This window comes from Paenibacillus oleatilyticus (genome assembly GCF_018998565.1).
Taxonomy (GTDB): domain Bacteria; phylum Bacillota; class Bacilli; order Paenibacillales; family NBRC-103111; genus Paenibacillus_G; species Paenibacillus_G oleatilyticus.
This window is the reverse complement of the sequence record NZ_JAHNZO010000033.1, coordinates 19,794-46,091: the sequence shown is the minus strand read 5'-3', so window position 1 is coordinate 46,091 and position 26,298 is coordinate 19,794. Positions and strand designations below refer to the sequence as shown.

Below are 26,298 nucleotides of genomic sequence, written 5' to 3'. Positions count from 1 at the left end.
CGTCAGGAGCGCGCCCGTCCCTGCGCTTGTCTACCGGAGCTCTTGCTTGAGAAATTGATACAGCTTCGCTCCCGCCAGCTTCAAAGGAACCTCCGACGTTTTGCAGAGCAAGCCGAAGGTCATCTCGATGAGTTCGCCGCTTATGGCCCGGGCCGTCGTTCCTTCCGGCAGCGAATCTACGGTAATCTTTGGTACAAGCGCAATGCCCAATCCGCCGGCGACATAATATTTCAAGGCCGTCATGCTGCCGATTTCCATCGTGTTTAACGGCATGCCCCCGGAATCCTGCATGACCATCTCAAGCTTACGCCGATACGGACAAGTGCTTGAGGTGATGAGCAGCGGATGCTCCCGGATCTGATCCGGTTCGACGACCTCCTGCTTCGTCAGCGGGTGGTCTTCGGGCATCAAGACGAGAAACGGCTCTTTGAACAAAGGCTCGAAGTAGAGCTCGGTTCCCAAATCCGGCGCCGAGCAAAGGGCCAAGTCGATGTCGCCTTGAAGCAGCCGCTCGCTCAGCGACGGCGTACTTCCGAATTCCACCGCAATGCGAATCTTCGGATACCGGGTCAAAAACTTCTTCAAAATGGCCGGCAGCCGGTAGCTTGCCGTCGGTTCCGTCACGCCCAAACGAAGGCTGCCCGCCATGCCCCATTGCAGCTCGGACATATTTTGCTGTACCCGCTCCATGTCTCTGACAATAGGCAGACTTTGCTCGTAAAGCAGCCGCCCCGCTTCGGTTAACCGGATTTTTTTCCCGCGTTCGATCAGTTGGGTGCCCAAGTCGGATTCCAGTTTTTGCATCTGCATCGTGACGGTCGATTGGGCATAATTCATTTCTTCGGCGGCGCGGATGAAACTGCCGTGATGCACGATCGTCTGAAACGTTTTTAGCATTTTTAGGTCCATTCTCATCCCTCGAGCTATCAAATTCAATTTTCATGAACTCTCTATTCACTTAATTCAATTATACAGAATTCGATTCTTGACGTACAATCGCCTTATAGTAAGCAACGAAGGATAGGGAGGGCATTTTCAATGAATTTGCGTAATAAAGTAGCACTTGTAACGGGCGGAGGTACGGGGATCGGCAGAGCGGCCTGTCTTGCATTGGCTGAGCGAGGAACGACGGTCATCGTCAATTATTCGCGATCTGCTGCCGACGCGGAAACAACGGTTCAGAGCATCAAGGACATGGGCGGACAAGCGGTGGCGATCCGGGCCGACGTCTCCCAAGACCGCGAGGTGCGGGATATGGTCGATCAGGCGGTCCGGCAGTTCGGGACGGTGGACCTGCTCGTGAATAATGCCGGAATCACCCGGCATATTCCGATGGACGATCTGGAAGCGGCGACGGACGAGGTATGGGACGAGCTTTACAACGTCAATGTGAAGGGGATGTTTTTCTGCGCGAGAGCCGTGGCTCCTTTCATGAAGAGCAACAAGCAGGGAGCCATCGTGAATGTAGGCAGCATCGCCGGGATCACCGGATTAGGCTCTTCGCTTCCGTATGCCGTATCGAAAGCGGCCGTTCACGGCCTGACGAAATCTTTGGCACGCGCTCTGGCGCCGTATATCCGCGTCTCCTGCATCGTTCCCGGAGCCGTCGCGACCCGTTGGTGGGACGGCAAGGAAGAGCAAATGAAGCGGCTGGCCCCGCAGCTATTGCTGCAGCGCATTTCCACGCCCGAGGATATCGCCCGCATGATCTGCGCCGCCTTGGAGCAGGAGGCCATGACCGGCCAGATCATTACGGTGGACAGCGGGCAGACGCTGTAATGGGAGTGCGCGGCTCTTCGGGGGTAGGCCGTGCCCTGCTCCGTAGAGCCATACCCGCAAAAGATTCCCCTACGAGGTCCGTAAAAAATACCAATGGAACCTGGTACTGTAGTCGCTTGGGTTCTAGAGCTGGTGAACCAGGGGACCCATACCTATCGTTTGAGAAGCCAAGGACTTGATAATAAATTCGAAGAAAAACCAAAAAAAACGGCTCTTGCCGCGTAATGCGAACAAGAGTCGTTTTTTTTTGCATTGTTCCACGAAATCAAAATCGCCATTCAAGCCAAAATCGAGGTAATTAGGATGAACTAGAATGCATACTACTGTTTTTTTAACAGAGTATCTGAAGTAACATTAAACTTTCCATTGGCATCTGGCTTAGAGATAAAATAGAACTTATCTTGGTTGGAAATATAAATCCACAAATCACCATTTTGTGTCACCGATGTATAGACTCCACCTTGATTCAAAGAGAAGTCCCCACGCAAAGTTGAAGCTGGAACTGGAGGAGTTTCAATTTTCTTTTCATGGGTAAGATCGGAAATCACTAACCAACCACTGATAATCAAACTTAACAAAGATAACAGGACTGCATAATTTTCTTTTCTCATTCTTCCTCCCAGTAATTATTGTCTTAATGCATTATGTAAGGAAGAAGAGTTAATCGTCAACAAAAGAGTAAAAAATATCAATTAGTTGTCGACAGAAAAGTACAACCAAACAGGAACGTATACTCCGCCTAAATATGCTTTTATCTCATTGCCGCTTGGAACACCATAAGTTTTGACTCCCCATGAATAAAGATTATAGGCAGCTTGCATATAAAAAAACCGACTGTTTGAGCTGCTTGTTTCAGGAGGTCCGGATAAAGTAGTTTCATTAGTAACCGTAGATTTAACAGTACCCTGAACTGAGCCAGTTCCTTTTAAATTGACGAGACCTTTAATCGATCCTGAAACTTCAGCCGTATAAGTGGTTTGCGTTGTTTTTTCTATGGCTTGTGTAGTTTTGATTTGTTGTCCCTTTGCTACTGATGCGTAAAGAATATATGGATCCCTTTTGCTATCATTTTGGATTAATTGCCATAAGGTCAGTTCGTCTCTTGTCCCCCAGTCGATAAGAGCAGCATTTGGTGTTGTTTCAGGATTTTGATTTAAACGAGAAGAAATATCAGTCTGATTGGAATCAATTCTCTGAATTGTAATCTGTTTCGCATCCGGGAAGTCTTTTTTCGGTTGCTCTAAATAAGATGGGCTTATGTTTATGTTCCCCTCAAGACCAGAACCAAGACTCTTGAAAAAATCGCGGAGGCGCTGGAGGTCAGCACATTCGCTTTGTTTGACTTCGATCAGTTCGAAGACATACGGCGGCATGATATTGTTTGGAACGCGATTTCTCTGCTTCTTGAACAAAGCGAGAGCGACCAACAGAAAGCTTTGGCTGTTTTGGAAGCTCTCTTTAAACCATATTAATCGTTTATGTTATGAAATAAGCTTCCCTGTCAAGGGAAGCTTATTTCATATATTAAGCAGCATTAGCGCGCCGTAGTGACGACGGGGAAAGCTGTCTAAACCTTTAATCTAAAAAAAGTTCCATACCATCCATAAAAGTCTACGTAAGTGCCTGCTCCTTTGTCTGTGTTTATAAGCATCCATGCTCCTGCTGCTGCAACGGCGGTCACCGCTGAAGCAAACCAAGCAGGAGGAGTCACCGAAAAGAAAAGCATAGTTGCTTGCATAGCAGCAATTGTTCCTGCAACAGATGCAGTAGTTAGCATAGCGCAAGAAATTCGATAATATGGTAAAATTTAAACAAACTTAAAAGGGAGAAATTGTACAATGAAGCAAGTACTACTTAATTTTTTTAAAAAAAGACTGCCATGGAATATTTTGAATTTTATTATTCTATTCACAATTTTGCCTAGCATTTTAAACGTAGATCTTCAAACATCTCTTATGGTAGGATCAATAGTTTTTATCGTAGTGGGTTTAATAGAAATTATTGCAATGGCACTGTGGGGACGAAAATAGTTGATCAAAAAATTAAATAGAAGGGCTAAAAAAACCACCACGTCGATAATAGGTAGTACTGACTAAGAAAAAACAATCGCTCCGTAACAGTTTCTCAACTTGCTCGTCGCTATAGCCGAGCTCTGCCAATCTTCGGGCGAAGAACCCTCCGCTTGTTGATGCTCTGTATACCGCGTCATGTAATCCTTTATGCCGTAAAGCTTTTCGAAGATTGCGCCCATCCGGGCAAGGTAAAAAATTCGCCCTTAGCTTTCCCGAACAAGAACGTCGGTGGGATAAGTTACAGTCTGCTAAAAAAAAGAAAAGCCGGACCGTCCCAAGCTCGTCGCTTGGGCAAGTCCAGCCTCAAGATACAGATATATTTCCTGCCTCTATGTTGAGAATTCCCGCCTCGCCCAGCATCGCTCCGGCAATCGTCAGAAAGTCCTCCCGCGCGATCTCGAAATGGCCCGAGCGGAGCTTATACCCCCAATACCGGTTCTCGCGCGTAAAGCTGAGCCGATCCAGCAGCGGGGCGATTTTCACTTCGCTGCAGGGCACATAGCGGATATCCCGGCGGAACGGCACGAAGGAATCGGACATCCGGTATTCGTAAACCCGGTCGTCCGCCACTTGTCCAATAGCGGTAAAAGCTTGCAGCGGTTTCCCTTCTTTCATGTCCGTACGCGGAGAATAATAAATGAGCCAGTCTCCGGGGCGCATCCTCCGAAGCGGCGCGGACTTGCCGTGGCACAGCTGGGCGAACCCGCCCCATACGCCCCGGCTTACATGGGAAGCGGAAACGACGCCGATCCAGTAACGCTCCTGCCCAGGTCCCGATTGGTCCGGCATCTGGCGATCCCTCCTGTTCATTCCCGCCGCAGTTAAACGCTAGGCGCGAGAACTTGCTTCAAACGGTCCTTCTGGAGAAGATGGTGGCGGTAATGCATTTCGACGAGCCTGAACCATTCTTCCGCGGTCAGTCCTCCAAACCGGGGATGGGCGACGGTATGGTGCAGCGGCGCATTTTCCAGCTTTAGCGCAATCTCGTTCATATGGCGCACGACAGAACTCAGCCCTTCGACCAGCTGCTCTTTGCTTTCAGGCTCCTGAGGCGTGTATTGTGGTGAAGGCGGGACCTGGATACGCACCGGCGGCAAGCCTCCTTGCTCGAATACGGCCTCGCCCACCTCCGTCTTTTCTCCTGCGGATACGGCGTCATCCCCGGCTGGCGTCAGACAACGCTCCGCATTGGCAAGCTGCATGTACAATGCAGCATTGATCAAATGCTGGTACATTTGTCCGAGCGACCATTCGTTCTCCCCCGGTTGCCGCTTCAACTGTTCCATGCTGAACCCTTCCAGCTCCTGAATGTAATGCTCCGTAATTTCCTCAAAATTCCGCAAAACTTCCGTTGTATTCATAGCTTATCCCAGCTCCTTTTCATCATCTGCTCTTACTATACAAAAACGCTACTGACAACAGTATGTCAGTAGCGCTCCAACATCTTTTCGGCTTCCTGCCGGACCCGGATCTGTAGCGCCTCAGGCTCCAGCACCACGGCATTCGCACCCCAGCCGAGCACCCAATGCAGCAGCTCCTCGGGCTGCCGGACGCGAAATGTGATGACCAAGCCTTCCTCCCGATCCTCGAAGGTTTCCAGATAAAAGCTGCACGTTTCCTTTACCCGATCCGCGATCGCCGGATTTGCCAGAATACGCACCCGCACGTTCCGGTCATCCGCAGGCAAGTAATCCTCCAATTGAAAATCCGGAGGAAACGAGAACGGGTCCTCCAGAACGGCCAAGCCGCTCATTCGGGACAACCGGAAATGGCGAAGCTCCTGCCGCAGCTCGCAATGCGCCAGCAAGATCCAGGAGCCGCGAACAAGGATAAGCCCGTAAGGGGCGGTCGTGCGGTGGCTATGGCGGTTCCCATCCACCTCCGGCCTGTTCTTCAAGTAACGGAACTTAACCTTCCTTCGCTCCAATATCGCTTGCCGCAGAGCTTCCAAGTATTGCTTCTCCCGCCCGTTGATCGGCGCGTCGCCCGCTGCCAGCAGCCGCATGGTTGCGCGGACCCGGGACACCTCGCTGTGGACGCTCTCCGGCAAGACGGCTTCGATCTTACCCCGGGCGCTCTGCGCCTTCGCGCCATACCCGGTATCGAACTTTTGTTCGACAAAGTCCGTTCCGATCAGCAGCGCCACCGCTTCTTCCACCGTAAAGCTCACCGGAGGCAGAAAATACCCCTCCATTAAGGAATAGCCCTGCCCCGGAGCGCCGACAACCGGGACCCCCGCCTCGCTAAGCGCCTGAATGTCCCGGTAGATGGTCCGCGTACTCGTCTCGAAGCGGGCCGCCAAATCCTCTGCCCGCAATACCCCTTTGCGCTGCAATTCGATGACGATGGCTAACAAACGATCCGTTTTGTTCATCTCTGCCGCCTCCTCTCTTCTATAGGAGCGAATTGTACGAATTCGCCGCAGCCTTCATTGTTATCCTCATCTTATTACAATAACCCGACGAAAAACATAAGGTTTTTGGAGCAGGTGCTCCTCTGCACCAATGTTAAACAGATTTTTACTATTCATCTTCCTGCATTTGATGCTAGACTTAAACATAAGAATCTAGCGTGCAGCAAGGAGGTCACACACCATGTCCATTGTCCCGAGCTTACTGGAATTCAATAAGAAATTCGTTGCCGAGAAGCGGTATGAAGATTACTTAACGGACAAATATCCCGATAAAGAAGTCGCCGTGCTGACCTGCATGGACACGCGGCTTAGCGAGCTGCTTCCGAAGGCGCTGGGCCTCAAAAACGGAGATGCCAAGTTCATCAAAAATGCGGGCGCGATTTTGACCCAGCCGTTCGGCAGCGCCATGCGCAGCCTTCTGGTCGCCGTCTACGAGCTCGGCGCGCGCGAGGTGATCGTAATCGGACATCACGGCTGCGGCATGACAGAGATTGATCCGGCGCGCATGGTGAACAAATTCGCGGAGCATGGCATCGATCCGTTAGTGATCGAGACGCTTGAGCGATCCGGCATTCGCATGGAAAAGTTTTTGCGCGGCTTTAGCTGTGCGGAGGAAGGCGTGATGCACAGCGTCAAAATGATCCGCAGACATCCGCTTTTCCCCCAAGCGATCCCTGTTCACGGCTTCGTGATGGACCCTGAGACGGGGGCGGTCGAGGTCATTGTCGAGGATTACAGAGAAGGATGACCCCGTTCGGGCACTGAAACCTCCTGCTTATCCAAACCTCATATACGCGGCAGCGAGAACGCCATACATTTTCTTACAATGGTGGTTATCATCATGAAGGAGGACGTTTTGTGCGAATTTCAAAATTTTTCATGACCATGATTACGGCCTTAATGGTTATTGCCGTTTTTCCTTGGCTCGCGCGGGCGGCAGGCAGCGATGCCAATGCCGATCTGACGAGTATTCATCAGGGCGCAGGGGCGCTCTCGCCCGCTTTTTCGCCGTCCGTGACGGAATATTGGGTGAAAATGCGCAGCTCCGAACAAGGCTTCTACACATCCGCCATCCCTGCGGATTCCGGGGCGAAGATGGCGTACTCGATGAATGGAAGCGCCTGGATCACCCTGCCCGAAAATACGTCGACCGGTTATATCGCGACGAACCGGGGAGAGAACAAATTTCAATTCAAAGTCACCTCGGCCGATTCGTCAACGATTAAAACGTATACAATCCATGTGTATTTTCCGTCGACGAACGATGTCGATTTAAGCGATCTGCGTATAAGCGGAACGACGCTAAGCCCGCCTTTCGCGCCTTCGACGACGAGCTACACGGCAAGCACCGTTCCTTACGCCACGAGCAGCGTGTCGCTTACCGGGGTATTGGACGACCCCGCCGCCTCCTTCGTCGTTAATGGAACGTTGGGGTCCGACGGAACTCCATTCGGTCCCATTCCTTTGAACGTCGGGAGCAATACGATCACCGTACGTACGACATCGTACGATGGGACAGCCAATAAAACGTATACGATTACGGTCATGCGGGCTGAGCCGGGCACGAATGCGGAGTTGAGCGCTTTAACCGTATCCGGGAACACGCTAAGTCCGCCTTTTCAACCGTATCTTATGGGATATGTTCTGGCGGATGTCAGCTATGCGACCCGAGAAATGACGGTGACGCCGACGGCAGCCGATTCGGCAGCGACCGTACAGCTTCAGGTAAACGACGGAGGCTTCACAACGGTTAGCAGCGGCTTGCCCAGCCAGCCGTTTGCCTTGAACGTCGGGGGCAACCGCATCCAGGTCAAAGTGGTCGCGGAAGACGGAATGACAACGAATACCTATACGATGACCGTGAAACGGAAAAACAACAACGCATGGTTAAGCGGGCTGGACGTTGCCCCGGGAACCTTGAACGAACCGTTCGCGCAAGACAGACAGACCTATACGATGGCTGACGTCCCGTATGCTACGTCCAGCCTGACCGTAACGCCTACGCTATCCGATCCGAACGCCACCGTCTACGTCCGTGCCAACGGAGGAAGCTTCATGCTGGCAGCGAGCGGTTCCCCGGCCATCCTGCCTCTGACGGTGGGCAGCAATACGCTGGAGATCAAAGTATTGGCCGAGGACCCGTCCGAGGAAAAAATATATACGCTCGCCGTCACGAGATTAAAAAATAGCGACGCCAGCTTGTCCGCCTTAACCGTCTCGCCCGGATACCTTGACTTTTCCAGCCAGGTGACGGACTACTCCTTAACGGTGAGCCGATCCGTCCCATCGCTCACGGTGAAACCTGTCTTGCCGGATAGCAACCCCGTCGCTAAGATTCAGGTCCGAGTCAACGGCGGCAGCTACGTTCCCGTTCAGAGCGGCACGGACAGCCCGGCGCTGCCCTTAGTCTCCGGCGTACAAAATGTCATCGAAGTGCTGGTCACCGCACAGGACGGGACGACCCGGGTGTACACCATTCGCGTGTCTCAAGCCGGAACGCCGGTGCTGACGAAGCTGGTCATGGACGGGATGAAGGTGCGGCTGACCTTCTCCGAGCCCTTGCAGTCCGTCGCGGATGCGACCTACTTCAGCGTCACCAATATGAGCCGCAGCGCAGCGCTGTCGGTAACCGATCTCGTCTACACGCCGGGGGCCGCCGAAGCAGGCTTCACCGCGAGCGGCCCGCTGCAGCCGGGGGATGATCTGGAATTCCGTATCCAAGCCGGCGCGGTAAGCAGCCTTAGCGGGGAGACGAACGCGGCCGTGAGCCTCAAGGTAGTCTACGGAGACCCTATTCAGCAGATGCAGCGCAGGCTGGCCGATCTCGATACCGACCATGACGGGATTGGCATCCGTGAAGTTCTCGCTTATCTGAACTCGCCGTACGGGCACAATGACTTGAACGGAGACGGTCAATTTACCCGTGAAGATGTGGCGATTGTATTGAAACAGGTCGGGGCGAAATTCGTTTCGCCGCAGCAATCATAGAAAGCAGCCGTTTCCCGGCATCGGGGGACGGCTGCTTTTTCGCTCATCCGGAGGCGCAATTGAACCGGACATAAATGCATGGTAAAATTTGTATCAATATGACTGGGAAGGTGGTTAACCGAATGAGAATATTAGTTGTTGGCGCTACGGGGACGCTTGGCAGAGCTGTCGTTGACCGATTGAAGGATAACCACGAGATTATCAAAGCGGCGCGGAGCGGTGGCGATGTGACCGTAGATATGACATCAACGGAGAGCATCGCAGCGATGTACGAAGCGGTAGGAAAAGTCGATGCGGTCGTTGTCACGGCGGGAAGCGCCAAGTTTCTTCCACTGACCGATATGACCCCGGAGGATAATCAGGTTGCCATCGACGGCAAGCTCAAAGGCCAGGTCAATATCGTTCTGCTCGGATTGGATTATGTCCATGACGGCGGCAGCTTTACGCTGGTGTCAGGCATTCTGATGGACGATCCTATCGCGCAAGGAACCTCTTCCGCGATGGCCAACGGCGCCATCCGGGCGTTCGTCAAGTCGGCTGCGATCGAAATGCCGCGGGGCATCCGGATTAACACCGTCAGTCCAAATGTGCTGGAAGAATCGTGGAACGATTATGCCGGTTATTTTGCCGGATTCGTGCCCGTTCCCGCCAGCAAAGCGGCCGCCGCGTATCAGAAGAGCATCGAAGGCAAACAGACCGGACAGTGCTACGAAGTTTATTAACTCTATTTCACATCGACTGCAAAAATAGATCTTGTTATTTGGTTTTTATTCCAGTAGGCATAGATCGAGATCGTGTAGCGTTCGGGTTGTTTGGGTAAGTGCAGCCGATCACCGTCCAAGGGCACCGTCTTGCCCTCTTTTTGGTCGGCGTCCGATTCGGACGCCATAGTAACCTCCAGGTGCAAGGGCTGCATGCCCTTCGGGTATGTAATGACAATATCCGATTCCGGCTTCACGGACACCGGAGGGTATTCGGCTTGCTTGATCATTTCCGATGCCGGGATGGACCCCTTGTAGGGATTGAAGCAATCCGTCCAACATGCGTAGCCATCAAGCAGCGGAATCTCCTGCATCCAGACGATTCCGCTCTCGGTTTTCTTCTCATAGGCAACGGAGGGAACGGGCGCGAAGTCCCGTCCGTCAAATTTGACGCTTTGTTGCTGAATATACGTTGTCCGCTCGGCCTCCCGGTAATCAATGTCCGCAGCCATCTGTTCCGCCACGAAGCGCAGCGGGACATAGGCGTGTCCGTTATAGTTGATCACGGACAACCTTTTGTCTACCCCGTTGATGACGAATTTCTCGGACGTTAGAAAGTCCAGAGAGGAGCTTGCTCCGTAAGCCGCAACGGTAATCACTACGAATACGCAGACGATCGAAGCTATAATATATTTTCTCAAAAGATACCGTCCTTCCTTTTCTGCATCTTGATCCATTATATTACGCGGAGCGGCTTTTTGCCGCTGCTGCGACTGCAATCGTTACGGTTGCGGCATACGTCGGCTCTTCCCGCCGTGATGTTTCCTTATTCGTTCAAGTAAGTTGTCGTCTTGTTCTGGATCAGCTTCGCGACTTCCTCCGCGGACTTCTGGCCGCTGAAGAACGCTTCGGACTCTTCATAGATGATGTTATTCACTTTAACATCCACGTCAGCATAACGATCGGCCGAGTTAAGGAACTGCTTGAATCGGGTAAAATCCGCCTCCGACACCTTCGCCGTTTTTCCATCCTCAAGCTTATACGCTCCGCCTTTCGTTTGCTTCTGAAGCTCGTCCAGCTTCTTCTCGTTCACCGATTTCAGGAGGGAAAATCCGTCCCGGTAAGGAGTCGACTGTACTTCTTCGGATAGCAAGAAGGCCATAAACTTCCATGCTTCCTCTTTGACCTCGGATTTGGCTTGTATCGCAAGCTCCGAGCTGGTAGCGATCCTGATTCCGCCGGTTTTTCCTTCCGGGTGCGGATTTTGCAGCAGCTTCGGATTGGAGAATTTCGAATAGGGGCCCTTGATAAATTGGGCCGGCGTGAAGATCCGCTCGGTGTGGAACAGCGGCTTTTCGTTATCCGTCGGTTCGGCCGTCATGATTTTGTCGTCATACAGCTTTTTAACTTGCCGCAGCATGTCCGTGAACGCCGGGGAGTCGAATTTGGCTTTCCGGTTCGCGCGGTCGACCAATTCTCCGTAGCTGTTCCACACCATTTCCTGCAGGATGAGTTCCGGCGGATTACCCCCCAAGAAATTGCGGCGGTCCTTGCCGCTCGCTGTCTGCTGCACCAGCTTTCGGCCTACCTCTTCAAATTGCTTCCAATTCCAGCTTTTGTCGTCGAACTTTACGTTCGCCTTCTCCAGAACGTCTCCGTCCCCTACGAGTCCCACCAAGATGAAACTGGGAGTAATCGTATACAAGCCGCCGTTCAATTTCATCGCGTCCAAAACGTTCATCTGCAAGTTGCTTTTATTCACCGTTTTGTCCTGGTCCAGCATATCGCTCATGTTCAGGAGAAGCTTTTGATTCACATATTTGCTGACGGGCAAGCCGTTCACTGCGATAATATCCGCGCCTTTTCCCGATAGCAGCGCCGTGTTCGTCGTTTTTATATATTTCTCGTTATCGGCATGCTTCTCGCTCGGTTGCTTGAAGCTCTTGATTTGCACGTCGATGTCGGGATATTTCTCATTGAATTTCTTCGCAGCCGCCTCGTAGTACGGGTTCGGCTCTTTTAGAGATAAGGTCACGACCTTCTTTCCCTCTTTCGAGTTCGGCTGCTCCTTGCTTGCCGTCGTCTCATTGCCGTTTCCGCATGCGGTTGTCGTGGCAAGAATCGCGCAGGCGAATCCAAGCCCTAATCGTTTTTTCATCGTAGATTCCTCTCTTCTATCAAATGATTATATTCGTGCGCGGCTACTGCAAACGCACCCGATTGCCATCTTGCAAGGGCTCGCTGCTTTCCAGAATGATCGGATCGCCCTCGTACACGCTGCCATCCTCCGGAACCTTCGTTACTTTGTCATTCGTTTCCGTGGCACGAATTTGGACCTTGCGCACAATAAACACATCACCCAAAGCGCCTTTCCGTTCTTCCACTTTATAGATGAACTTGCCTGCGCGATCCTCATGTATGGCCTCGTTCGAAATCAACAGCCCCTCTTGCTGCGAGCGCTTCGTGAGTTTGATCCATGCCTGCTCACCTCCTTTCAGTTCTGAGGCTGCCACTTTCACGCGCACCGCTTTCCGGGCGATCGTAGCTGTCTGATTGGCCTTTTTATCGGACGAGCTCGCCGTGCGCGGCTCGGCATCCGCCAACTCCAGAATGGCACCTTCCAGCATGGTCGGCTGCTGATCCCCTATGGCCTGAACTTCGACCTGCACCTTGTCCTCCAGGGAAATCCCCAGATTGGTCAACAGCGGCGCATCGGCGATAAATTCGAACCGGTAGCCCCGGCTTTCGTTCGTGATCACAACATCTGGCTCTCCCGCGGAAGCCAAGCCCACGACGGCATTCAATTTCGTAACCATCCCGTCGAACGGGGCGGGAATTTCTTTTTGGCTGGCCAGACGGTCCTCCAATTGCTTGATTTTGCGTTCCTGGATGCCTAAATCGATTTTTTGCTTCTCCAGATCGCGGCTAACGCTCCGCTTCTTCATCTCGTCCGCTTCCTGTGCCGATACGATGAAGCGGTCCTGGGTATTTTGCAGCTCGATTTGTTGTTTTTCCAGTTGCGCCTTTTCATCCTGCAGTTCCCGCTCAGCGGACGAGCTGTCATAGGTGACAAGCGCCTGCCCCTTCGCCACCCGGTCCCCTTCCTTCACGTGAACCGCTTTGACCTTCCAGCCGCCGGGATTCGTTAGCTTGGCCTCCGCGATCGGCTTCAGGTTCCCGCTTCCTTCAAGCGTATAGACCAAGCCCTCGCGCGTCGGCTTCTCCGTTCTGACCTTCGGCAAGGTCAACGACTGCAGCGTATTGCCGAATAAGGTGAACAGCACGAGCAGCGCGATAAAGCTGCCGAACACCGCGCGAAGCTTTCTTTTGCTACTACGTTCTACGGGCTCTTCGTTCGGTCCCATTTCCGCGTCCCCCGCCTCCTAACCGTACAAGCTACCCCTTGATGCCGGACAGCTCGATGCCTTCGATGAAGTAAGTTTCCGCATACAAAAACAGCAGCACCATCGGCGTCATATAAAGCATGGACGCGGCGAAAGCAATCCCCCGTTCGCCTTCGTGCACTTTCGATAAATAAACCGACAGCGGCTGCTTGAGCGAATCGTCCAGAAAAACAAGCGGCTGCTCCACCATGTTCCAATAATCCGCGAACAGCAGAACAACGAGCGCCCCCAGCCCCGGCTTGAGCATCGGGACAATGATCTCGCTGAAAATCCGCACATGCCCGGCCCCGTCCATTTTGGCCGCCTCGATATAGGAAAACGGAATATGCAGCGCGAACTGCCTGAGCATGAATACGCCGAATGCCGCGAAAACGCCGGGCCATATGATCGCAGACGGACTGTTCAGCAGCCCCAGCTTATCAGCCATCATATAGTTGGGCACCAGTGTCACTTGGAACGGCATAAGCATCGTCATGACATAGACGAGAAACAGCGCATCCCGGCCCCGAAAACGCAGCTTGGCGAAGGCATAGGCCGCCAGCGCGCCGACGACGGTCTGTCCCGCAATGATCGGCACCACCAGGAAGACCGAATTCCAAAACATCCTCAGAAAGCTTGAATCGAGGACCAGCACGCTCGCGTACTGCTCCAGCGACGCCAGATTCGGCAGCAGCTTTAAATTCACAAACCGGTTCGCGTTCCCTGCGGCAGCGTCGGTCATTTTCCCGATCAGTCCGTAATTGCTGCCGATTTCCCATTCGGTCATCAACGAATTTGTGAAAGTAATCACGATGGGCATTAGCAGTACCGCCGCGATCACGGCCATGACGGCCGTTAACGCTCCTTTTTGCCAAGCTCTTGACCTTTGCAGCCGACTCTCCTCCCGCTATTCCATAAACTGCCGGAAACGGCGCTCCAGCGCAAACAACGCGAAAACTACAAGCAGAATGCAGCCCGCCATCAATGTCGCCGCCGCAGTCAATTTCTGCATCTCGAGCGTCATGAACATATTGTTCATATAGTGCTGCAGCGTATAGATGCTGTCGTGCGGATAATCGCCTGCGATCAAGTACGTCTCCCGGAATATTTTAAACGAGCCGGTGATGGACATGATGACGACGAAAAACATCGTCGGCGTTAAATATACGAGCGTAATGCCGAAGAACTGTCGGAGTCGTCCGGCGCCTTCCAGCCGGGCGGTTTCGTAGTAATCGTTCGGAATCTGCTGAAGCCCGGCCAGAAATAAAATCATGTTATAGCCGACGTTTTTCCATAAATAAATGACCATGACCACATGCCGGGCCGCCTCCGTCTTCATCCAATCCACACGTTCGAGCCCGAAATAACCGAGCCACGCGTTCAGCGAACCGTTCCAGTCGAACAGCATCTGCCAGATGAGAACAACCGAGGCTACGGGAACGACAAGCGGCAGCACGTAAGCCGTTCTCAGCATATTGCGCATGTACATCTTCCGGTTCAGCAGCAGCGCCAGTCCTAAAGACAGCCCCACGATGAGCGGCACGCTGACCGCGGTAAAATAGAACGTATTGGACGCCGCTTTCCGAAACGAACCGCCCGCGAGCAGCTCGCCGTAATTCGCCAGCCCAACGAACCGGCCCCCGACCGGGCGATCCAGGAAGGAGTCGTACACCCCCGCAGCAAATGGAATAAGGTAGAACAGCGCGAAGCCTGCGACGCTGGGTGCGAGAAACAGCAGGGCCGCCGCCGCATCGCTCCGGGTCCAGCGTTTCATTCCTGGCTTCAGCATGAATCGGCAATCGCCGCCGTTTGGCCGTTGTTATTCATCGGATCACTCCCGCTTTCTGTGCGTGATAACAAAAAAACCCCGCTTCTTCATCCCCAGCTCTGTCCTATCCTTCAATCCTAGGATAGGAAATACTGTTTAAAAAGAAGTAGGGTAATCTTAAAGTTTTTCTTAATTTGTTTGCGGCAAACGCACTTCAAAGATGGTGCGGTTCGTGCTGCTCTGGGCGGTCACCGTTCCGTCATGCTGCATCACAATGTTCTTCGTGATATAGAGGCCGAGACCCGTGCTTCCCTCTTGATACGTGCGTGCCTTGTCGCCGGTATAGAACATATCGAAGATGTGCGGCAGCTCGTCGGGCTGGATCGGGACGCCGTAATTGATCACTTGAACTACGACCGCTTCCGCTTCGGAATAAGCGTTCATGTCCACGAACCGGCCGTCTTTTCCGTAACGGATGGCATTGGTCAGCAAATTCTCGAAGACGCGCGCCAGCAGGTCTCCGTCGCCCGATACCGATAAACCGGGAGCCACCTGCAGCCGGGCCGTCAATTGATGCTTCTCGAAGGCAGGGTACAGCTCTTCGTTCAACTGAACCAACAACTCGCTGAGATCGATGGTTTGTTTCTCGAAGGCCAGCATGCCGTAGTTCATTCTCGTAATTTCGAACAGCTCGTCGACCAGCTTCTCCAGACGCTGCGACTTTTGAAAAGCAATATCCGCATACTGTCTGACCTGCTCCTTGGTCAACTGCTCGTCCTTCAGAATAAAATCCAAATAGCCGATCACCGAAGTCAGCGGCGTGCGCAAATCGTGCGCCAAATTCAGGACGAGCTGATCCTTGCTGCTTTCCGCAAAGTCTCCTCTTTCGACGGCCTGCTGCAGCTTTTCGCTCGCCAGATTGATGTCCGTCGCAATGTCCTCGAACTCGTCGCGGGAGGAAATATGAACGCGCTGCTTGAAATCGCCGTTGGCCAGATGATGAATGCCCTTGGAAATTTTATTGAAATAAGTGGCGTAGGGCTTGGTGAGGACAAAGAAAAACAACGTCGCAAGCGGGATGAAAAACAGCAAAAAGAAGTTAATATCTCCGACAATGTTGATGAACATGCGCACGTAAGCCAGCGGATCCTGAAACTTCACGAACGTTCGGTAATAAAACTGAAGGATTTTATAGAACAAATACGTAATGGTGCCCGCGAACAGCATGCTTAAACCGAGCAGCAGGATCATTCTGGACCGGAAGCTGCGCATCATGCTAACCATTGAATGTATATCCAACCCCCCATACCGTTTTGATCAGCTTATGTTTACGTTCATCCTCTTGTAATTTTTTCCTCAGCTTCCGGATGTGCACCATCACCGTATTGCCGCCTTCATAGTAATCTTCGCCCCATACCTGCTGAAAAATATTTTCCGCGCTGAACACTTTCTTCGGATAGCTGGCCAGCAGATACAGGATATCGAACTCTTTCGGCGTGAGATCGACCGGTTCGCCATATAAAGTAACTTCGCGCTTATCGGGATAAATGGCCAAGCCTCCCGCTTCCAGCACGGGCTTGTTCTCCTCCGACGATTGGCTGAGCAGTCTGGAACGGCGCAGTTGGGCGTTCACGCGGGCGATCAGCTCCATCGGGTTGAACGGCTTGGTCATATAATCGTCCGCGCCCCTCACCAAGCCTGCGATTTTATCCATGTCGGACGTTTTCGCGCTCAGGAAAATGATCGGCATATGATTCGTTTCCCGGATTTGCCGGGTCACTTCGTAACCATCCACTTTGGGCATCATAATATCCAAAATCGCCAGATCGATCGAATGCGTCTGAACGGCTTGAATGGCCTCCTGCCCATCCGCCGCTTTAATCACATGGTAGCCTTCTTTGGTTAGATGCAGTCCGATCAAATCGGCAATCGCCATCTCGTCATCCGCGATCAAAATCGTGATCCGTTTCATCGCATTCACCCTCTGCATAGAGTTAACCATTCCATTGTACCAGAACTTCCGGTCAAGGAAGCAAGGTTACAATGACGCCATCCATATTGTTTCCCGATAGTTCATAGCGGCGGCCGGCCGGCACCGGAATCGACGTATTGCCGGACACGGGATAATACGAGACTTCGTAGGATTTGCCCTCTACCGTCGTCGAAACCGTCTCTTGTTCCTTCAGGTAATCCAAATATTGCTCCAATGTAAAGTTTTTCTCCTGCATGATCGCACTATGCGGCAAGCCGACATAGCGAAAATGCCACGGCTCGTATTGAATGCCCGTGATCTCCGTCTTGTCCTTGGGATAGCGCAAAATAAATCCGTAAGCCCAAGCGTTTTTTTGCAGCCATTTTCCTTCCGGAGCGCGGTTCATCTCCGTTTGCGTCGATCCGATATCAAGGGATAAGCCTAAGTTATGCTCACTGTGGCCCGCAGGCAGCGCATAATCGGCGCCCATACTTTTATACAGCTGGCTTTGTTCTTTGTTGTCCCGGTAGCCGCTGCTGATCATAAAAGCGCTCACCCCTTCTTTGGAGGCGGCATTGACCATCGTTTGAAATTTTTGCGCCACGCCTTTCGACAGCCGGATCGTCTTATCGAGCACCACGTATCCCTGGGACAGCTCCTTATCCCGAAACAGGTTGACCACATCGGCCGTAACGCCCTCTTCATGCACCGGATACTGCTTGTTAACCAGCAGCAGGTTCCCTTGGTAAATCTGGTTTTTGGTTACTTTTATCGTTTGAGCCTTTGTTTGAGTCTTTGTTTGAGTCTTCGTTGGAGCCTTCTTTTGGTGAGCCGCCTCCTGAGCTTGGTCGACCTCCTTGCTGTATTCCACGTTTGCGGCTTGCGGCTCCTGTTGAATGGCTTCACACCCCAGCGGCAAAAGCATGACAAGCAAAAAAAACCACTTCTTCATCTACGTTTCCTCCTTACGCTTTCATTCTGTAAGGATAAAGTGTAACGTTTAAAAAGAAGTAAGGTAAAGATAAAGATTTTATTAACATTTGATATGGTCGCGCTCTACCGCGCAGTTGGGCGGGGCGATACCCTATCCATACCGATCTTCCTCCTCGTTCAAAGCGATTATTCAAGGCCGCACACCGTACACTGCCCGCGCCTGCGGTAATAATAGGCGAGCGTAGCCGCTCCCAGCGAGATGCCCCAAACCGGCCACCACATCATCGGATTCGTTATAAAAGCGCCGCTCAGAAAAGCAGACCAATTCATGCGGATGACCGTCAGCCCGCCGGTCATCACCACGACGGTGATAAAGGAGGCGGGGACAATCGCAAGCGCCGGGGGGACCCGTTTGCCGGACAGTCCCAGCGTCCAACGCGGGAAGATCTCGCCCCAGCGTTGGATGAGCCCCAAGGTCAGCACCGAGCCGCCGGCCGCTACCGTAGCCAAGCCCGCACCGGCTAGCCATAAGCCGTTGGTGTGAAGCTCCTGAAGCAGTTCCCGGTCAATTCCGAGAGGGATGCCGAATGCCCACGCCCACCGCATCCCGGCATAGCCGAACGGTAAAATGAATGCCACGTAGACGGCCCATCTCCCCCAACACGCCGCAGCTTCGGGTGTTGTCCAACCGGAAGCTGCCGCGCTGCCAGTTCGGCCGCAGCTCCCGCAGGCTTGCCGGGATCGGCGGTAATAAGCAAGGGCCGTCCCGACCCACAGGAACCCGCCGGCCATGCAAATGAACTGGTTGATTACTTCCCAAGGGAGGGCTTTCTCCAAATAATTGACCGGTGGCCAACCGAAGGGAGCGCCGACCAGACATATAGGCGCATACCCGACGGCCATGATGACTCTGGCGTCCGGAATGGCGATCAACAGGATGGCCGAAGCAGCGCAAGCGAAAGCCAGAACGGCCACGCGAAGAATGCCCTTCCCTGGCAGCCGCGTCATCGCTGCTGCCAATATCGCGCCGACGAAACCAAGAACGGCTATCCACGGCGCTCCGCTCTTCGCTTGCAAGCCGCCCAAGAACGACATATTGGGCTGGGAATCCCCTTCGCCGAAGGGAAAGCCGCTGCCCCCTAAAGCCCAGTACAAGCCAAGCAGCCCGTAAACCAAAGACCAAGCTGCCGCAGCGTAGCCGATCCAGGACGGCCACCGTCCGACCCGCGAGGACGGATTGCCGGTTGTTTGCAGCAGAGGATTTTTCAAGGTATCCATCAAGAACAACTCCCTATTTCTAAGAATCGAATCGCGAACGGCCCTCCATAGCGGACCCTTCCGCGATATGGAAAATATGACCTGTTGCTCCTTAATCATAGGGCAGTCACGCTGAATTGGGACGCGTCTGCAGATCTGTTTATCCCCCCGACCAGAGGTCCGTTATACACAGAACCGGCTCCCCTTAACAGGAGAGCCGGCATTGGAATGAATAGGTGCATGCTGAGGAAAACGAATGAAAAAAACAGCTTTTACTCGTCGTCCGGGCGCATAAGTCCCTGCTGCCAAGCGAAAACGGCTGCCTTGGTGCGGTCCAGCATATGCAGCTTGCTTAAAATATTGCTGACGTGGCCTTTCACCGTCTTCTCGCTGATGATCAGGCGCTCCGCAATCTCCGCGTTCGTAAGCCCGCCCGCGATCAGGCGCAGCACTTCGAGCTCGCGGTCGCTCAATTCGGCGAACGGGCTGTCATCCGCCCGTTGCGTATCGCGTATCTCCTGAACAACCCGTGCAGCCACGCGCGGATGCATCATCGACTCGCCATGTACGGCTCTGCGCACGGTCTCGACCAACTGTTCCGGCTCGATATCCTTGAGCACGTAGGAGAGCGCTCCGGCGCGCAAAGCCGGAAAGATATGCTCGTCGTCATGATAAGAGGTCAGTACAATCACCTGAGAACGGGGGCTGACTTGCTTGACCTGCCTCGTAGCTTCTACGCCATCCATCCCGGGCATCACCAGATCCATGAGAATGACGTCGGGCACTAGCTCGGCGGCCAAGCGGACGGCACTCTCTCCCGCATCGGCTTCGCCTACGACCCGGCAATCCGGCTGAATTTTGAATAATGCGCACAAGCCCTGACGCACAATCGAGTGATCGTCGACAATCAGAATTGTGATCGGTTCCGTCTTTGTCATGTTGCCCGCTCCATTCGAAAAAAGTAATCTTGTTCTTTTACACCGCTTGAAGCTCCGTTTGCTTGCAGCGGACGACAATTGTCGTGCCGTGTCCCTTCTCGCTGCGGATATCGATATGGCCGCCCAACGCCTGAACGCGCTCGCGCATGGAGGACAGACCGACGCCCTGCCGGTCTGCGAGGCGGACATCGAATCCGCAGCCATTGTCGCGGATGGAGAGCGTCACCGTCTCGCCGCATGCCAGAGACAGCTTCATCGCGCTGGCCTGGCTGTGGCGGGCAATATTGGCCAGCGCCTCCTGGGTGATGCGGAAGAAGGCTTCTTCAATAAGCGGAGACACCTGTTGTTGGCCACCGGGCGCCTCCACCTCTGCGGCAATCCCCGTTTGCTCCTGCCAGACCTTCACATAATCCTCCAAGGCATGCGCCAGATTCTTGCCCTCCAAAGCAACCGGACGCAGCTGATGAATGAGCGCACGCAGCTCCTGCTGCGTTTGGCGTATCAATTTTTCCGCCTCGACCAGATGCGAACGAGCCGCATGCTCATCCTGGCCGATCAACGTTTTGGCCGTATTCACCCAGATCGAGACGGCAAACATCTGCTGCTTCACACTATCGTGCAGTTCTCTGGCGAGCCGGTTGCGCTCGTCCAGCGCCGCAAGGTCCTGCCGCGTCCGGAGCAGATGCTGAAGCTGCTTCGCCATCTGGTTAAGCCGTTGCGCCAGCCGCCCTAACTCGTCGCCGGAGGGATCGTCAACAAAAGTCGTGAAATCGCCTTGACTCCATCGGTCAGCCGACGTCAGAATCCTTCGCAACCGCCGCACAAGACTTCGCGACGTCACGATTCCGAAGGCGAGACCGACAATCGCCGCGCCTATAAAAAAGGCAATGATGCTGAAGCCGAAAAATTGAAAGGCCTTCGGTATAAACTCCCACAAATTGTTCGCAGACGTCCGAACCTGTCCGGCTTTCACCACCAAGGCCCCCTTGATCTCCTTCGCACTGACAATCGGAGCCACAATATAGATGGTGCCCTTTTCCTCGTAGGTAGACGTATTCATAAGGGGAATCGAGCCGGGCTCCAAAGCCAGAGCAGACCGAATGTGCCTCTGCACGATTGCGGGCAGCCCTGCCCCGAATCCGCCCGCCTCGGCCCAATCCTCTCCTGCTACGGCGATCAGTTGCCCTTCGGGATCGACCACGGCAGAAAACCCCTGAAATTCGGTGCCGTTTTCCAGGCGCCAATCCCTCAGAGCTTCATTCAGCCGATTCCGGTTGATGAAGGGCCCCGTGAAGTTGGAGCCTACGTTCTGCGCCACCACTCCCACTTCGTAGGCAAGCGTTTGTCTGACATTATATTTGGCTATGCCAAACATAATCAGAATACCCGCCATTTCGAGCACGATCAGAACAACCATCGTTGTGAGAATATAAAATAAGGTCAGCTTCCATTGCAATCGACGAAAGCGCTGGACAGAACGGGATAGGAATCTCAAGTTTTTTCTTTTCCTTCCTGACATAAAAGTAATCTTTTACCCTTCTTCCATCTTATCATCTACCCGGCGGATCTGTCTGTGTATGACAAAACGATCATTGTTTTTTACGACAAAAAAGCCCTCCGCAACAGAGGGCCTCCGAATATAAATCCGCCGGTTTCCTATAAACCGCACTAGATTTTTTTTACAAATTCCGATTTTAATTTCATTGCTCCAAAGCCGTCGATTTTGCAATCAATATCATGATCTCCGACAACTAAACGGATATTTTTTACTTTTGTTCCCATTTTCAAGACCGATGAGCTTCCTTTTACTTTCAGGTCCTTGATGACCGTTACCGTATCGCCATCATTCAAAACATTTCCATTCGCGTCTTTGACAATCTTGTGGTCTTCGCGATTTTCCGCTTCTGCTTCTAACGTCCATTCATGAGCACATTCCGGGCAAATCAGAAGGCTTCCGTCCTCGTAAGTGTACGCTGAATTACATTTCGGGCAACTTGGCAAATTAGACATATTTCTATAGCTCCATTCGTTCGTATTAGATAGACTTATACTGTCATAGTCTTCTCCTATTTGCAAACTTTCGAAATAAAATTGAATTTTTTCCATGAGGACTTCAGGCCTCATTTTTTCCAACCTGTTCCACTGCTTCTCCCCTCTAAGGACAATTTATAAAAAAAACTTATTGACAACGTTTACATCGAATACTAAAATATTGCCTACAAGTAAAAAACGATGATGGAGACGCTGAGACTCATACTTTGTGGCACTTTCGTTAAAGAAAGTGTTATTAAAGTATGGTTTTTTTTTCATGGTTTCCGTTGTTATCAATTACATCAAGGAGGACAACGATGTTTAATCTCTTCAAGCCTGCTCCGCCGATCGACAGGTTACCGGACAACCAAATCGATTCCGAGTATAAGAAGCTCAGACTTCAGGTTTTTCTCGGTATCTTCATTGGTTACGCAGCGTACTATTTGCTTCGCAAAAACTTCTCGCTGGCCATGCCCTACTTAACCGCGCAAGGTTTCTCCAAAGCGGAGCTCGGCTTTGCGTTATCGGCCATTTCGATTGCTTACGGCATCAGTAAATTTGTGATGGCGACCATTTCCGACCGAAGCAATGCCAGAATGTTTTTACCGGCGGGCCTGATCCTTTCCGCAGTCGTCAGTTTGCTGATGGGGGTCGTTCCTTTCTTCACCTCGTCCGTTGCCATCATGTTTATTATGCTTTTCTTAAACGGATGGTTCCAAGGGATGGGATGGCCGCCGTCCGGCCGGGTTCTTGTTCACTGGTTCAGCTTGAATGAACGCGGGAATAAAACCGCCATCTGGAACGTTGCTCATAACGTGGGCGGAGGCGTCATGGCGCCGCTTGCCGTTGCAGGCGTTGCGATTTTCGCAGGAATGTCCGGTTTCTCCCAATCGGGGTATGAAGGCGTCTTTATTTTGCCTGCTTTGGTAGCCATTGTTTTCGCGATTGTCTCTTACTTTTTAATCCGCGATACGCCGCAATCGGTCGGATTGCCGTCGATCGAGGAATACCGCAACGATTATCCGAGCGCTACGAAGAAAACGTTCGAAACCGAGCTCTCGACCAAAGAAATTCTTTTCAAGTATGTGTTGAACAATAAGTGGGTTTGGGCAATTGCGTTTGCGAACATCTTCGTTTACTTTGTCCGGTACGGCGTGTTGGACTGGGCGCCGACGTATCTGAGCGAAGAAAAAGGCTTCAACATGAACAAATCCAGCTGGGCTTACTTCTTGTACGAATGGGCGGGAATCCCGGGAACGCTGCTCTGCGGCTGGATTTCGGATAAAATGTTTAAAGGCCGCCGCGGACCGGCAGGCGTCGTATTTATGATCGGCGTATTGATCGCGGTTCTGGTGTACTGGTTTAACCCGCCAGGCAACCCGACGGTCGACATGCTTTGCCTCATCGCGATCGGCTTCCTGATCTACGGTCCGGTGATGTTGGTCGGTCTGCAGGCGCTGGACTTCGTTCCGAAGAAAGCCGCCGGGACGGCAGCCGGACTTACCGGTTTGTTCGGTTACCTGGGAGGTACGGTAACGGCGAACGCTTTGATGGGCGTAATCGTCAGTGCCTCCGGATGGAATGCAGGGTTTACGCTGCTGGTCGGTTCGTGCGCGATTGCAGCCGTGCTCTTTGCCCTGACTTGGAATGTTCGCGGGCAAGAAGTCGTGAAGAACCAGCACTAATTGCAAAAGAAGGAGTAAAAATCCGCGTGATTTTTACTCCTTCTTTTTGTGTTTTCTCCAGCGGATACCCCACCCGCCTGCTGTTAATTCCCGGCCAGGGTTGCCCCAGTTTCAAGAAATGTCTTCATGCCCGAGAGGACAATCGGCACACCATTTTCAAGAATGGCGGCGGTAGGTAAAGCCTGCTCGAATTCATCATGCACGACCGTTACGAGAGTCACCCCCTGCAGCTCGGCATGCGGATCGATTTCCCATGTCATGCGGGACGGGGAATCGCCGGCCGTATGGGGGAACGAAAGAAACTTCCAGCTCACCGTCAGCCTGTGCGGAGGGTCCAGAGCGAGAATGGTGCCTTCGACTTGCTTCTTCCCTTGCGGGTTCAATAATTCGAAGGGAGAGCCGACCTCCCAATCGGATCGGATCGAGCAATTGAACCAAAACTTCGAGGTTTTGGCCGGATCGGTGAGGGCTTGCCAGATTTGTTCGGGTGTCGCTTTAATGGCAATCCGGTTGACATGCCGGGGTTTGTTCTCCATAGTCGTTTCACGCTCCAGTTCGTTTTTAAGGGATGTTAGTTCGATGGCCCAAGGCTCGGCATATTTACTGACCCATCGGTCGTAGATTTGCCGGATCGGCACGGCATTCAAATAATGCAGCTTTTCTCGGCCGACTTTGCGGGTCGTAATGAGACCGGCTTCCTCCAAAATGTTCAGATGCTTCATGACGCCGAATCTCGACATTTGCAGAGGGGTGCAGAGATCGTTCAGCGTCCGCCCATCGGAGGCGTGAAGCAGATCGAGGAGCGTGCGCCGGCTGGGATCGGCCAATGCCTTGAAGATTTCATTTTCCAATAAGAACACCTCCTTCTGAGACAGCTTGGCTGCAGAGTTTTATTTTTTGCCCCTTGACACGTTACCATATGGTCACATATTATAAGGGTGACAATATAGTCACATGTTATCACAAACCAATCGGTTTGCAACCTCAAAATGAGAGTGAAAGGTGATGTTTTATATGAAAATTACCCTAATTGCCGGCAGTAACCGCGAAGGCGCTACGAGTACCTCTATTCTTCGATCCATCGAGAGTCTGCTGAACGCCCAAAATATATCGGTCACGTTTGTTGATTTGCGGGAGCTGCCCTTGCCGCTGTATTCCCCCGATGCCCAAGCGATCCACCCCAATGTCCAGCGTTTGGCAGAAGCGGTCGCGGATGCCGAGGGGCTCGTTCTTGCGACCCCGGAATATCACGGCTCCATATCGGGAGTGCTGAAGAACGCCCTGGACTACTTGCATGGCGGTCTGGTTGCCGGGAAGCCGGTGCTTTCCGTAAGCGCCGCCGGCGGTCCGATGGGGGTTAGCTCGCTGCTGCATCTCCAGAGTATTGTACGCAATTTGCACGGCGTTAACAGCCCCGAGTGGATCTCCATCGGAGCCGGGTTCCACAGCTTTGGTTCGGACGGTCATCCGTCAGACGAGGGAATGCGGGGAAGGGTCGAAAGCGCGGTCGGGAAATTCGTAGAACTTACCCGGAAGCTCACTGCTGGAGTCAAGGCTGCCATATAATCGAACAAACAAAGGAGTTGGTTTGCCATGAAAACGGCGGAACAGAAAAATGTCGAAATCGTCACCGCGTTTATCGAAGCGGCTGAAAATCGAAGCAAGTTGGATCGCACGGAGCAATTTTTTGCGGAGCAGCTTGGCGAGGCCTTTGCGGACCGGCACTATGCGGTGGACGAAATTCTGGCTCAAGGGGAGAAAGTCACGGCCAGAATTGCAATCACAGCCACACATCAAGGCACGTTTGCCGGCAAAGCACCTACAGGCCGGTCGGTGAAAATTACGCAGTTCCGTGAATTTCGCGTCGTCGACGGCCAGATTGTAGAGCATCGCGGGTGGTTCGATACCGGAACGCTACTGCCCCAGCTTCAAGCCAATTAAAACGAAAGGAAGGAGATGTTGGATGATGCAAACGATGGAGCAGAAAAATATCGAAACCGTTACGGCGTTTATCGAGGCGTTCTGGAATGAAAGCGACATGGAATGTACGGACCGGTTTTTATCGGACGATTATCAAGAGCTCGCTTATGAATCCAAAGAAGGGCTGAAGCGATTTGCCGGCAAAATACTGGAGGCCTTTCCCGATAAGCGTTACACCGTGGAAGAGATGATCGCCCAAGGGGAGAAGGTCCTGGTCCGAATGACCGTGAAAGGCACGCATACCGGGACGTTCTTCGGAACCGCCCCAACGGGCAACTCCATTGATGTTACGCTGTACCGCCAGTATCGCGTCGTCGACGGCAAGATTGCCGAGCACCGCGGTTGGATCGATATGGTGACCATGTGGCGTCAGCTTCAAGCCGGCTAAATAGGGACTA

Annotated in this window: 28 protein-coding genes; 9 read left to right on the top strand and 19 right to left on the bottom strand. The window is 52.7% G+C overall.

Translation table 11 applies throughout. From position 1 onward, the window contains the following. Nucleotides 1-30: 30 nt before the first annotated feature. Nucleotides 31-909, bottom strand: a complete 879-nt coding sequence (locus KQX66_RS30330; RefSeq protein WP_216797031.1) for a LysR family transcriptional regulator — start codon at nt 907-909, stop codon at nt 31-33. A 129-nt stretch (nt 910-1,038) separates the two neighbouring features. Here KQX66_RS30330 and KQX66_RS30325 point away from each other — a divergent pair, with 129 nt between their 5' ends. Beyond that, on the top strand, nt 1,039-1,779 hold the full coding sequence (locus KQX66_RS30325) for an SDR family NAD(P)-dependent oxidoreductase (protein ID WP_216797029.1): 741 nt from the start codon (nt 1,039-1,041) through the stop codon (nt 1,777-1,779). Nucleotides 1,780-2,099: 320 nt separating this feature from the next. Here the strand turns inward: KQX66_RS30325 and KQX66_RS30320 are convergent, their stop codons facing one another. Next, entirely contained in the window at nt 2,100-2,390 is a 291-nt protein-coding gene (locus KQX66_RS30320) for a hypothetical protein (protein WP_216797027.1), read from the bottom strand. Nucleotides 2,391-2,471: 81 nt separating this feature from the next. Beyond that, entirely contained in the window at nt 2,472-3,191 is a 720-nt protein-coding gene (locus KQX66_RS30315; RefSeq protein WP_216797025.1) for a hypothetical protein, read from the bottom strand. A gap of 426 nt (nt 3,192-3,617) precedes the next feature. Between KQX66_RS30315 and KQX66_RS30310 the strand changes: the two genes are divergently transcribed. Next, nucleotides 3,618-3,809: a hypothetical protein gene (locus tag KQX66_RS30310; RefSeq protein ID WP_036684566.1), complete on the top strand. Its 192-nt coding sequence runs from the start codon at nt 3,618-3,620 to the stop codon at nt 3,807-3,809. Between the two features lie 345 nt (nt 3,810-4,154). Here KQX66_RS30310 and KQX66_RS30305 read toward each other — a convergent pair whose 3' ends face one another. The 3 genes from KQX66_RS30305 to KQX66_RS30295 all read right to left on the bottom strand — a co-directional run bounded on the left by KQX66_RS30305 (nt 4,155) and on the right by KQX66_RS30295 (nt 6,225). Then, nucleotides 4,155-4,640, bottom strand: a complete 486-nt coding sequence (locus KQX66_RS30305; RefSeq protein ID WP_216797023.1) for an EVE domain-containing protein — start codon at nt 4,638-4,640, stop codon at nt 4,155-4,157. Nucleotides 4,641-4,672: 32 nt separating this feature from the next. After that, entirely contained in the window at nt 4,673-5,212 is a 540-nt protein-coding gene (locus tag KQX66_RS30300) for a DinB family protein (protein WP_216797021.1), read from the bottom strand. Between the two features lie 65 nt (nt 5,213-5,277). After that, complete coding sequence (locus KQX66_RS30295; protein WP_216797019.1) at nt 5,278-6,225, bottom strand: helix-turn-helix transcriptional regulator; 948 nt, start codon at nt 6,223-6,225, stop codon at nt 5,278-5,280. Nucleotides 6,226-6,445: 220 nt separating this feature from the next. Between KQX66_RS30295 and KQX66_RS30290 the strand changes: the two genes are divergently transcribed. From KQX66_RS30290 to KQX66_RS30280, 3 genes are all read left to right on the top strand, one after another. Next, complete coding sequence (locus tag KQX66_RS30290; RefSeq protein WP_010502386.1) at nt 6,446-7,012, top strand: beta-class carbonic anhydrase; 567 nt, start codon at nt 6,446-6,448, stop codon at nt 7,010-7,012. Nucleotides 7,013-7,122: 110 nt separating this feature from the next. Beyond that, a complete protein-coding gene (locus tag KQX66_RS30285; protein WP_216797017.1) occupies nt 7,123-9,252 on the top strand; it encodes a cadherin-like beta sandwich domain-containing protein in 2,130 nt (709 codons plus the stop codon). Nucleotides 9,253-9,374: 122 nt separating this feature from the next. Next, nucleotides 9,375-9,974, top strand: coding sequence for a short chain dehydrogenase (locus KQX66_RS30280; protein ID WP_216797014.1), 600 nt, complete (start codon nt 9,375-9,377; stop codon nt 9,972-9,974). A 2-nt stretch (nt 9,975-9,976) separates the two neighbouring features. Here KQX66_RS30280 and KQX66_RS30275 read toward each other — a convergent pair whose 3' ends face one another. The 12 genes from KQX66_RS30275 to KQX66_RS30220 all read right to left on the bottom strand — a co-directional run bounded on the left by KQX66_RS30275 (nt 9,977) and on the right by KQX66_RS30220 (nt 22,214). After that, complete coding sequence (locus KQX66_RS30275; protein WP_216797012.1) at nt 9,977-10,654, bottom strand: stalk domain-containing protein; 678 nt, start codon at nt 10,652-10,654, stop codon at nt 9,977-9,979. A gap of 125 nt (nt 10,655-10,779) precedes the next feature. After that, nucleotides 10,780-12,111 carry an ABC transporter substrate-binding protein gene (locus KQX66_RS30270; RefSeq protein ID WP_216797010.1) on the bottom strand — a complete coding sequence of 444 codons (1,332 nt, stop codon included), beginning with the start codon at nt 12,109-12,111 and terminating at the stop codon, nt 10,780-10,782. Between the two features lie 43 nt (nt 12,112-12,154). Continuing rightward, complete coding sequence (locus KQX66_RS30265) at nt 12,155-13,318, bottom strand: efflux RND transporter periplasmic adaptor subunit (RefSeq protein ID WP_216797008.1); 1,164 nt, start codon at nt 13,316-13,318, stop codon at nt 12,155-12,157. A 31-nt stretch (nt 13,319-13,349) separates the two neighbouring features. Next, a complete protein-coding gene (locus KQX66_RS30260; protein WP_216797005.1) occupies nt 13,350-14,183 on the bottom strand; it encodes a carbohydrate ABC transporter permease in 834 nt (277 codons plus the stop codon). Nucleotides 14,184-14,243: 60 nt separating this feature from the next. Further along, nucleotides 14,244-15,110, bottom strand: coding sequence for a carbohydrate ABC transporter permease (locus KQX66_RS30255; protein ID WP_216797138.1), 867 nt, complete (start codon nt 15,108-15,110; stop codon nt 14,244-14,246). 183 nt (nt 15,111-15,293) lie between these two features. Next, the gene (locus tag KQX66_RS30250; RefSeq protein ID WP_216797003.1) at nt 15,294-16,388 is read right to left on the bottom strand and encodes a sensor histidine kinase; all 1,095 of its coding nucleotides are present in this window, start codon (nt 16,386-16,388) and stop codon (nt 15,294-15,296) included. Continuing rightward, the gene (locus tag KQX66_RS30245) at nt 16,381-17,076 is read right to left on the bottom strand and encodes a response regulator transcription factor (protein WP_216797001.1); all 696 of its coding nucleotides are present in this window, start codon (nt 17,074-17,076) and stop codon (nt 16,381-16,383) included. Before KQX66_RS30245 ends, KQX66_RS30250 begins: the two co-directional genes overlap by 8 nt. A gap of 52 nt (nt 17,077-17,128) precedes the next feature. Then, nucleotides 17,129-18,028 carry a VanY-A/VanY-F/VanY-M family D-Ala-D-Ala carboxypeptidase gene (gene vanY / locus KQX66_RS30240; RefSeq protein WP_216796999.1) on the bottom strand — a complete coding sequence of 300 codons (900 nt, stop codon included), beginning with the start codon at nt 18,026-18,028 and terminating at the stop codon, nt 17,129-17,131. Between the two features lie 167 nt (nt 18,029-18,195). After that, nucleotides 18,196-19,287 carry a hypothetical protein gene (locus KQX66_RS30235; RefSeq protein WP_216796997.1) on the bottom strand — a complete coding sequence of 364 codons (1,092 nt, stop codon included), beginning with the start codon at nt 19,285-19,287 and terminating at the stop codon, nt 18,196-18,198. 251 nt (nt 19,288-19,538) lie between these two features. After that, entirely contained in the window at nt 19,539-20,204 is a 666-nt protein-coding gene (locus tag KQX66_RS30230) for a response regulator (RefSeq protein ID WP_216796995.1), read from the bottom strand. A 37-nt stretch (nt 20,205-20,241) separates the two neighbouring features. Then, a complete protein-coding gene (locus KQX66_RS30225) occupies nt 20,242-21,699 on the bottom strand; it encodes a HAMP domain-containing sensor histidine kinase (protein ID WP_253957535.1) in 1,458 nt (485 codons plus the stop codon). 173 nt (nt 21,700-21,872) lie between these two features. Beyond that, nucleotides 21,873-22,214: a zinc ribbon domain-containing protein YjdM gene (locus KQX66_RS30220; RefSeq protein WP_216797135.1), complete on the bottom strand. Its 342-nt coding sequence runs from the start codon at nt 22,212-22,214 to the stop codon at nt 21,873-21,875. A 338-nt stretch (nt 22,215-22,552) separates the two neighbouring features. Here KQX66_RS30220 and glpT point away from each other — a divergent pair, with 338 nt between their 5' ends. Continuing rightward, nucleotides 22,553-23,920 (top strand): glycerol-3-phosphate transporter, encoded by a 1,368-nt coding sequence (gene glpT / locus KQX66_RS30215; RefSeq protein WP_216796987.1) that lies wholly within the window; start codon nt 22,553-22,555, stop codon nt 23,918-23,920. 83 nt (nt 23,921-24,003) lie between these two features. On the opposite strand, the gene KQX66_RS30210 is transcribed toward glpT, so the two are convergent. Continuing rightward, nucleotides 24,004-24,771, bottom strand: coding sequence for an ArsR/SmtB family transcription factor (locus KQX66_RS30210; protein ID WP_216796985.1), 768 nt, complete (start codon nt 24,769-24,771; stop codon nt 24,004-24,006). Between the two features lie 163 nt (nt 24,772-24,934). On the opposite strand from KQX66_RS30210, the gene KQX66_RS30205 reads away from it, so the two are divergent. From KQX66_RS30205 to KQX66_RS30195, 3 genes are read left to right on the top strand one after another with little or no spacing between them, the layout of a single operon-like run. Beyond that, complete coding sequence (locus KQX66_RS30205; protein WP_216796983.1) at nt 24,935-25,486, top strand: NADPH-dependent FMN reductase; 552 nt, start codon at nt 24,935-24,937, stop codon at nt 25,484-25,486. Between the two features lie 27 nt (nt 25,487-25,513). Next, the gene (locus tag KQX66_RS30200; RefSeq protein ID WP_216796980.1) at nt 25,514-25,861 is read left to right on the top strand and encodes an ester cyclase; all 348 of its coding nucleotides are present in this window, start codon (nt 25,514-25,516) and stop codon (nt 25,859-25,861) included. Between the two features lie 22 nt (nt 25,862-25,883). Next, nucleotides 25,884-26,288, top strand: coding sequence for an ester cyclase (locus KQX66_RS30195; RefSeq protein ID WP_438804217.1), 405 nt, complete (start codon nt 25,884-25,886; stop codon nt 26,286-26,288). Nucleotides 26,289-26,298: the final 10 nt, after the last annotated feature.

Excerpts from the sequence above, each read along its gene's own strand:
- KQX66_RS30330 (WP_216797031.1), bottom strand. The coding sequence starts at position 909 with ATGGACCTAAAAATGCTAAAAACGTTTCAGACGATCGTGCATCACGGC.
- KQX66_RS30325 (WP_216797029.1), top strand. The coding sequence starts at position 1,039 with ATGAATTTGCGTAATAAAGTAGCACTTGTAACGGGCGGAGGTACGGGG.
- KQX66_RS30320 (WP_216797027.1), bottom strand. The coding sequence starts at position 2,390 with ATGAGAAAAGAAAATTATGCAGTCCTGTTATCTTTGTTAAGTTTGATT.
- KQX66_RS30310 (WP_036684566.1), top strand. The coding sequence starts at position 3,618 with ATGAAGCAAGTACTACTTAATTTTTTTAAAAAAAGACTGCCATGGAAT.
- KQX66_RS30305 (WP_216797023.1), bottom strand. The coding sequence starts at position 4,640 with ATGCCGGACCAATCGGGACCTGGGCAGGAGCGTTACTGGATCGGCGTC.
- KQX66_RS30300 (WP_216797021.1), bottom strand. The coding sequence starts at position 5,212 with ATGAATACAACGGAAGTTTTGCGGAATTTTGAGGAAATTACGGAGCAT.
- KQX66_RS30295 (WP_216797019.1), bottom strand. The coding sequence starts at position 6,225 with ATGAACAAAACGGATCGTTTGTTAGCCATCGTCATCGAATTGCAGCGC.
- KQX66_RS30290 (WP_010502386.1), top strand. The coding sequence starts at position 6,446 with ATGTCCATTGTCCCGAGCTTACTGGAATTCAATAAGAAATTCGTTGCC.
- KQX66_RS30280 (WP_216797014.1), top strand. The coding sequence starts at position 9,375 with ATGAGAATATTAGTTGTTGGCGCTACGGGGACGCTTGGCAGAGCTGTC.
- KQX66_RS30270 (WP_216797010.1), bottom strand. The coding sequence starts at position 12,111 with ATGAAAAAACGATTAGGGCTTGGATTCGCCTGCGCGATTCTTGCCACG.
- KQX66_RS30265 (WP_216797008.1), bottom strand. The coding sequence starts at position 13,318 with ATGGGACCGAACGAAGAGCCCGTAGAACGTAGTAGCAAAAGAAAGCTT.
- KQX66_RS30260 (WP_216797005.1), bottom strand. The coding sequence starts at position 14,183 with ATGGCCGTGATCGCGGCGGTACTGCTAATGCCCATCGTGATTACTTTC.
- KQX66_RS30255 (WP_216797138.1), bottom strand. The coding sequence starts at position 15,110 with ATGAAACGCTGGACCCGGAGCGATGCGGCGGCGGCCCTGCTGTTTCTC.
- KQX66_RS30250 (WP_216797003.1), bottom strand. The coding sequence starts at position 16,388 with ATGGTTAGCATGATGCGCAGCTTCCGGTCCAGAATGATCCTGCTGCTC.
- KQX66_RS30245 (WP_216797001.1), bottom strand. The coding sequence starts at position 17,076 with ATGAAACGGATCACGATTTTGATCGCGGATGACGAGATGGCGATTGCC.
- vanY (WP_216796999.1), bottom strand. The coding sequence starts at position 18,028 with ATGAAGAAGTGGTTTTTTTTGCTTGTCATGCTTTTGCCGCTGGGGTGT.
- KQX66_RS30235 (WP_216796997.1), bottom strand. The coding sequence starts at position 19,287 with ATGGATACCTTGAAAAATCCTCTGCTGCAAACAACCGGCAATCCGTCC.
- KQX66_RS30230 (WP_216796995.1), bottom strand. The coding sequence starts at position 20,204 with ATGACAAAGACGGAACCGATCACAATTCTGATTGTCGACGATCACTCG.
- KQX66_RS30220 (WP_216797135.1), bottom strand. The coding sequence starts at position 22,214 with ATGTCTAATTTGCCAAGTTGCCCGAAATGTAATTCAGCGTACACTTAC.
- glpT (WP_216796987.1), top strand. The coding sequence starts at position 22,553 with ATGTTTAATCTCTTCAAGCCTGCTCCGCCGATCGACAGGTTACCGGAC.
- KQX66_RS30205 (WP_216796983.1), top strand. The coding sequence starts at position 24,935 with ATGAAAATTACCCTAATTGCCGGCAGTAACCGCGAAGGCGCTACGAGT.
- KQX66_RS30200 (WP_216796980.1), top strand. The coding sequence starts at position 25,514 with ATGAAAACGGCGGAACAGAAAAATGTCGAAATCGTCACCGCGTTTATC.
- KQX66_RS30195 (WP_438804217.1), top strand. The coding sequence starts at position 25,884 with ATGATGCAAACGATGGAGCAGAAAAATATCGAAACCGTTACGGCGTTT.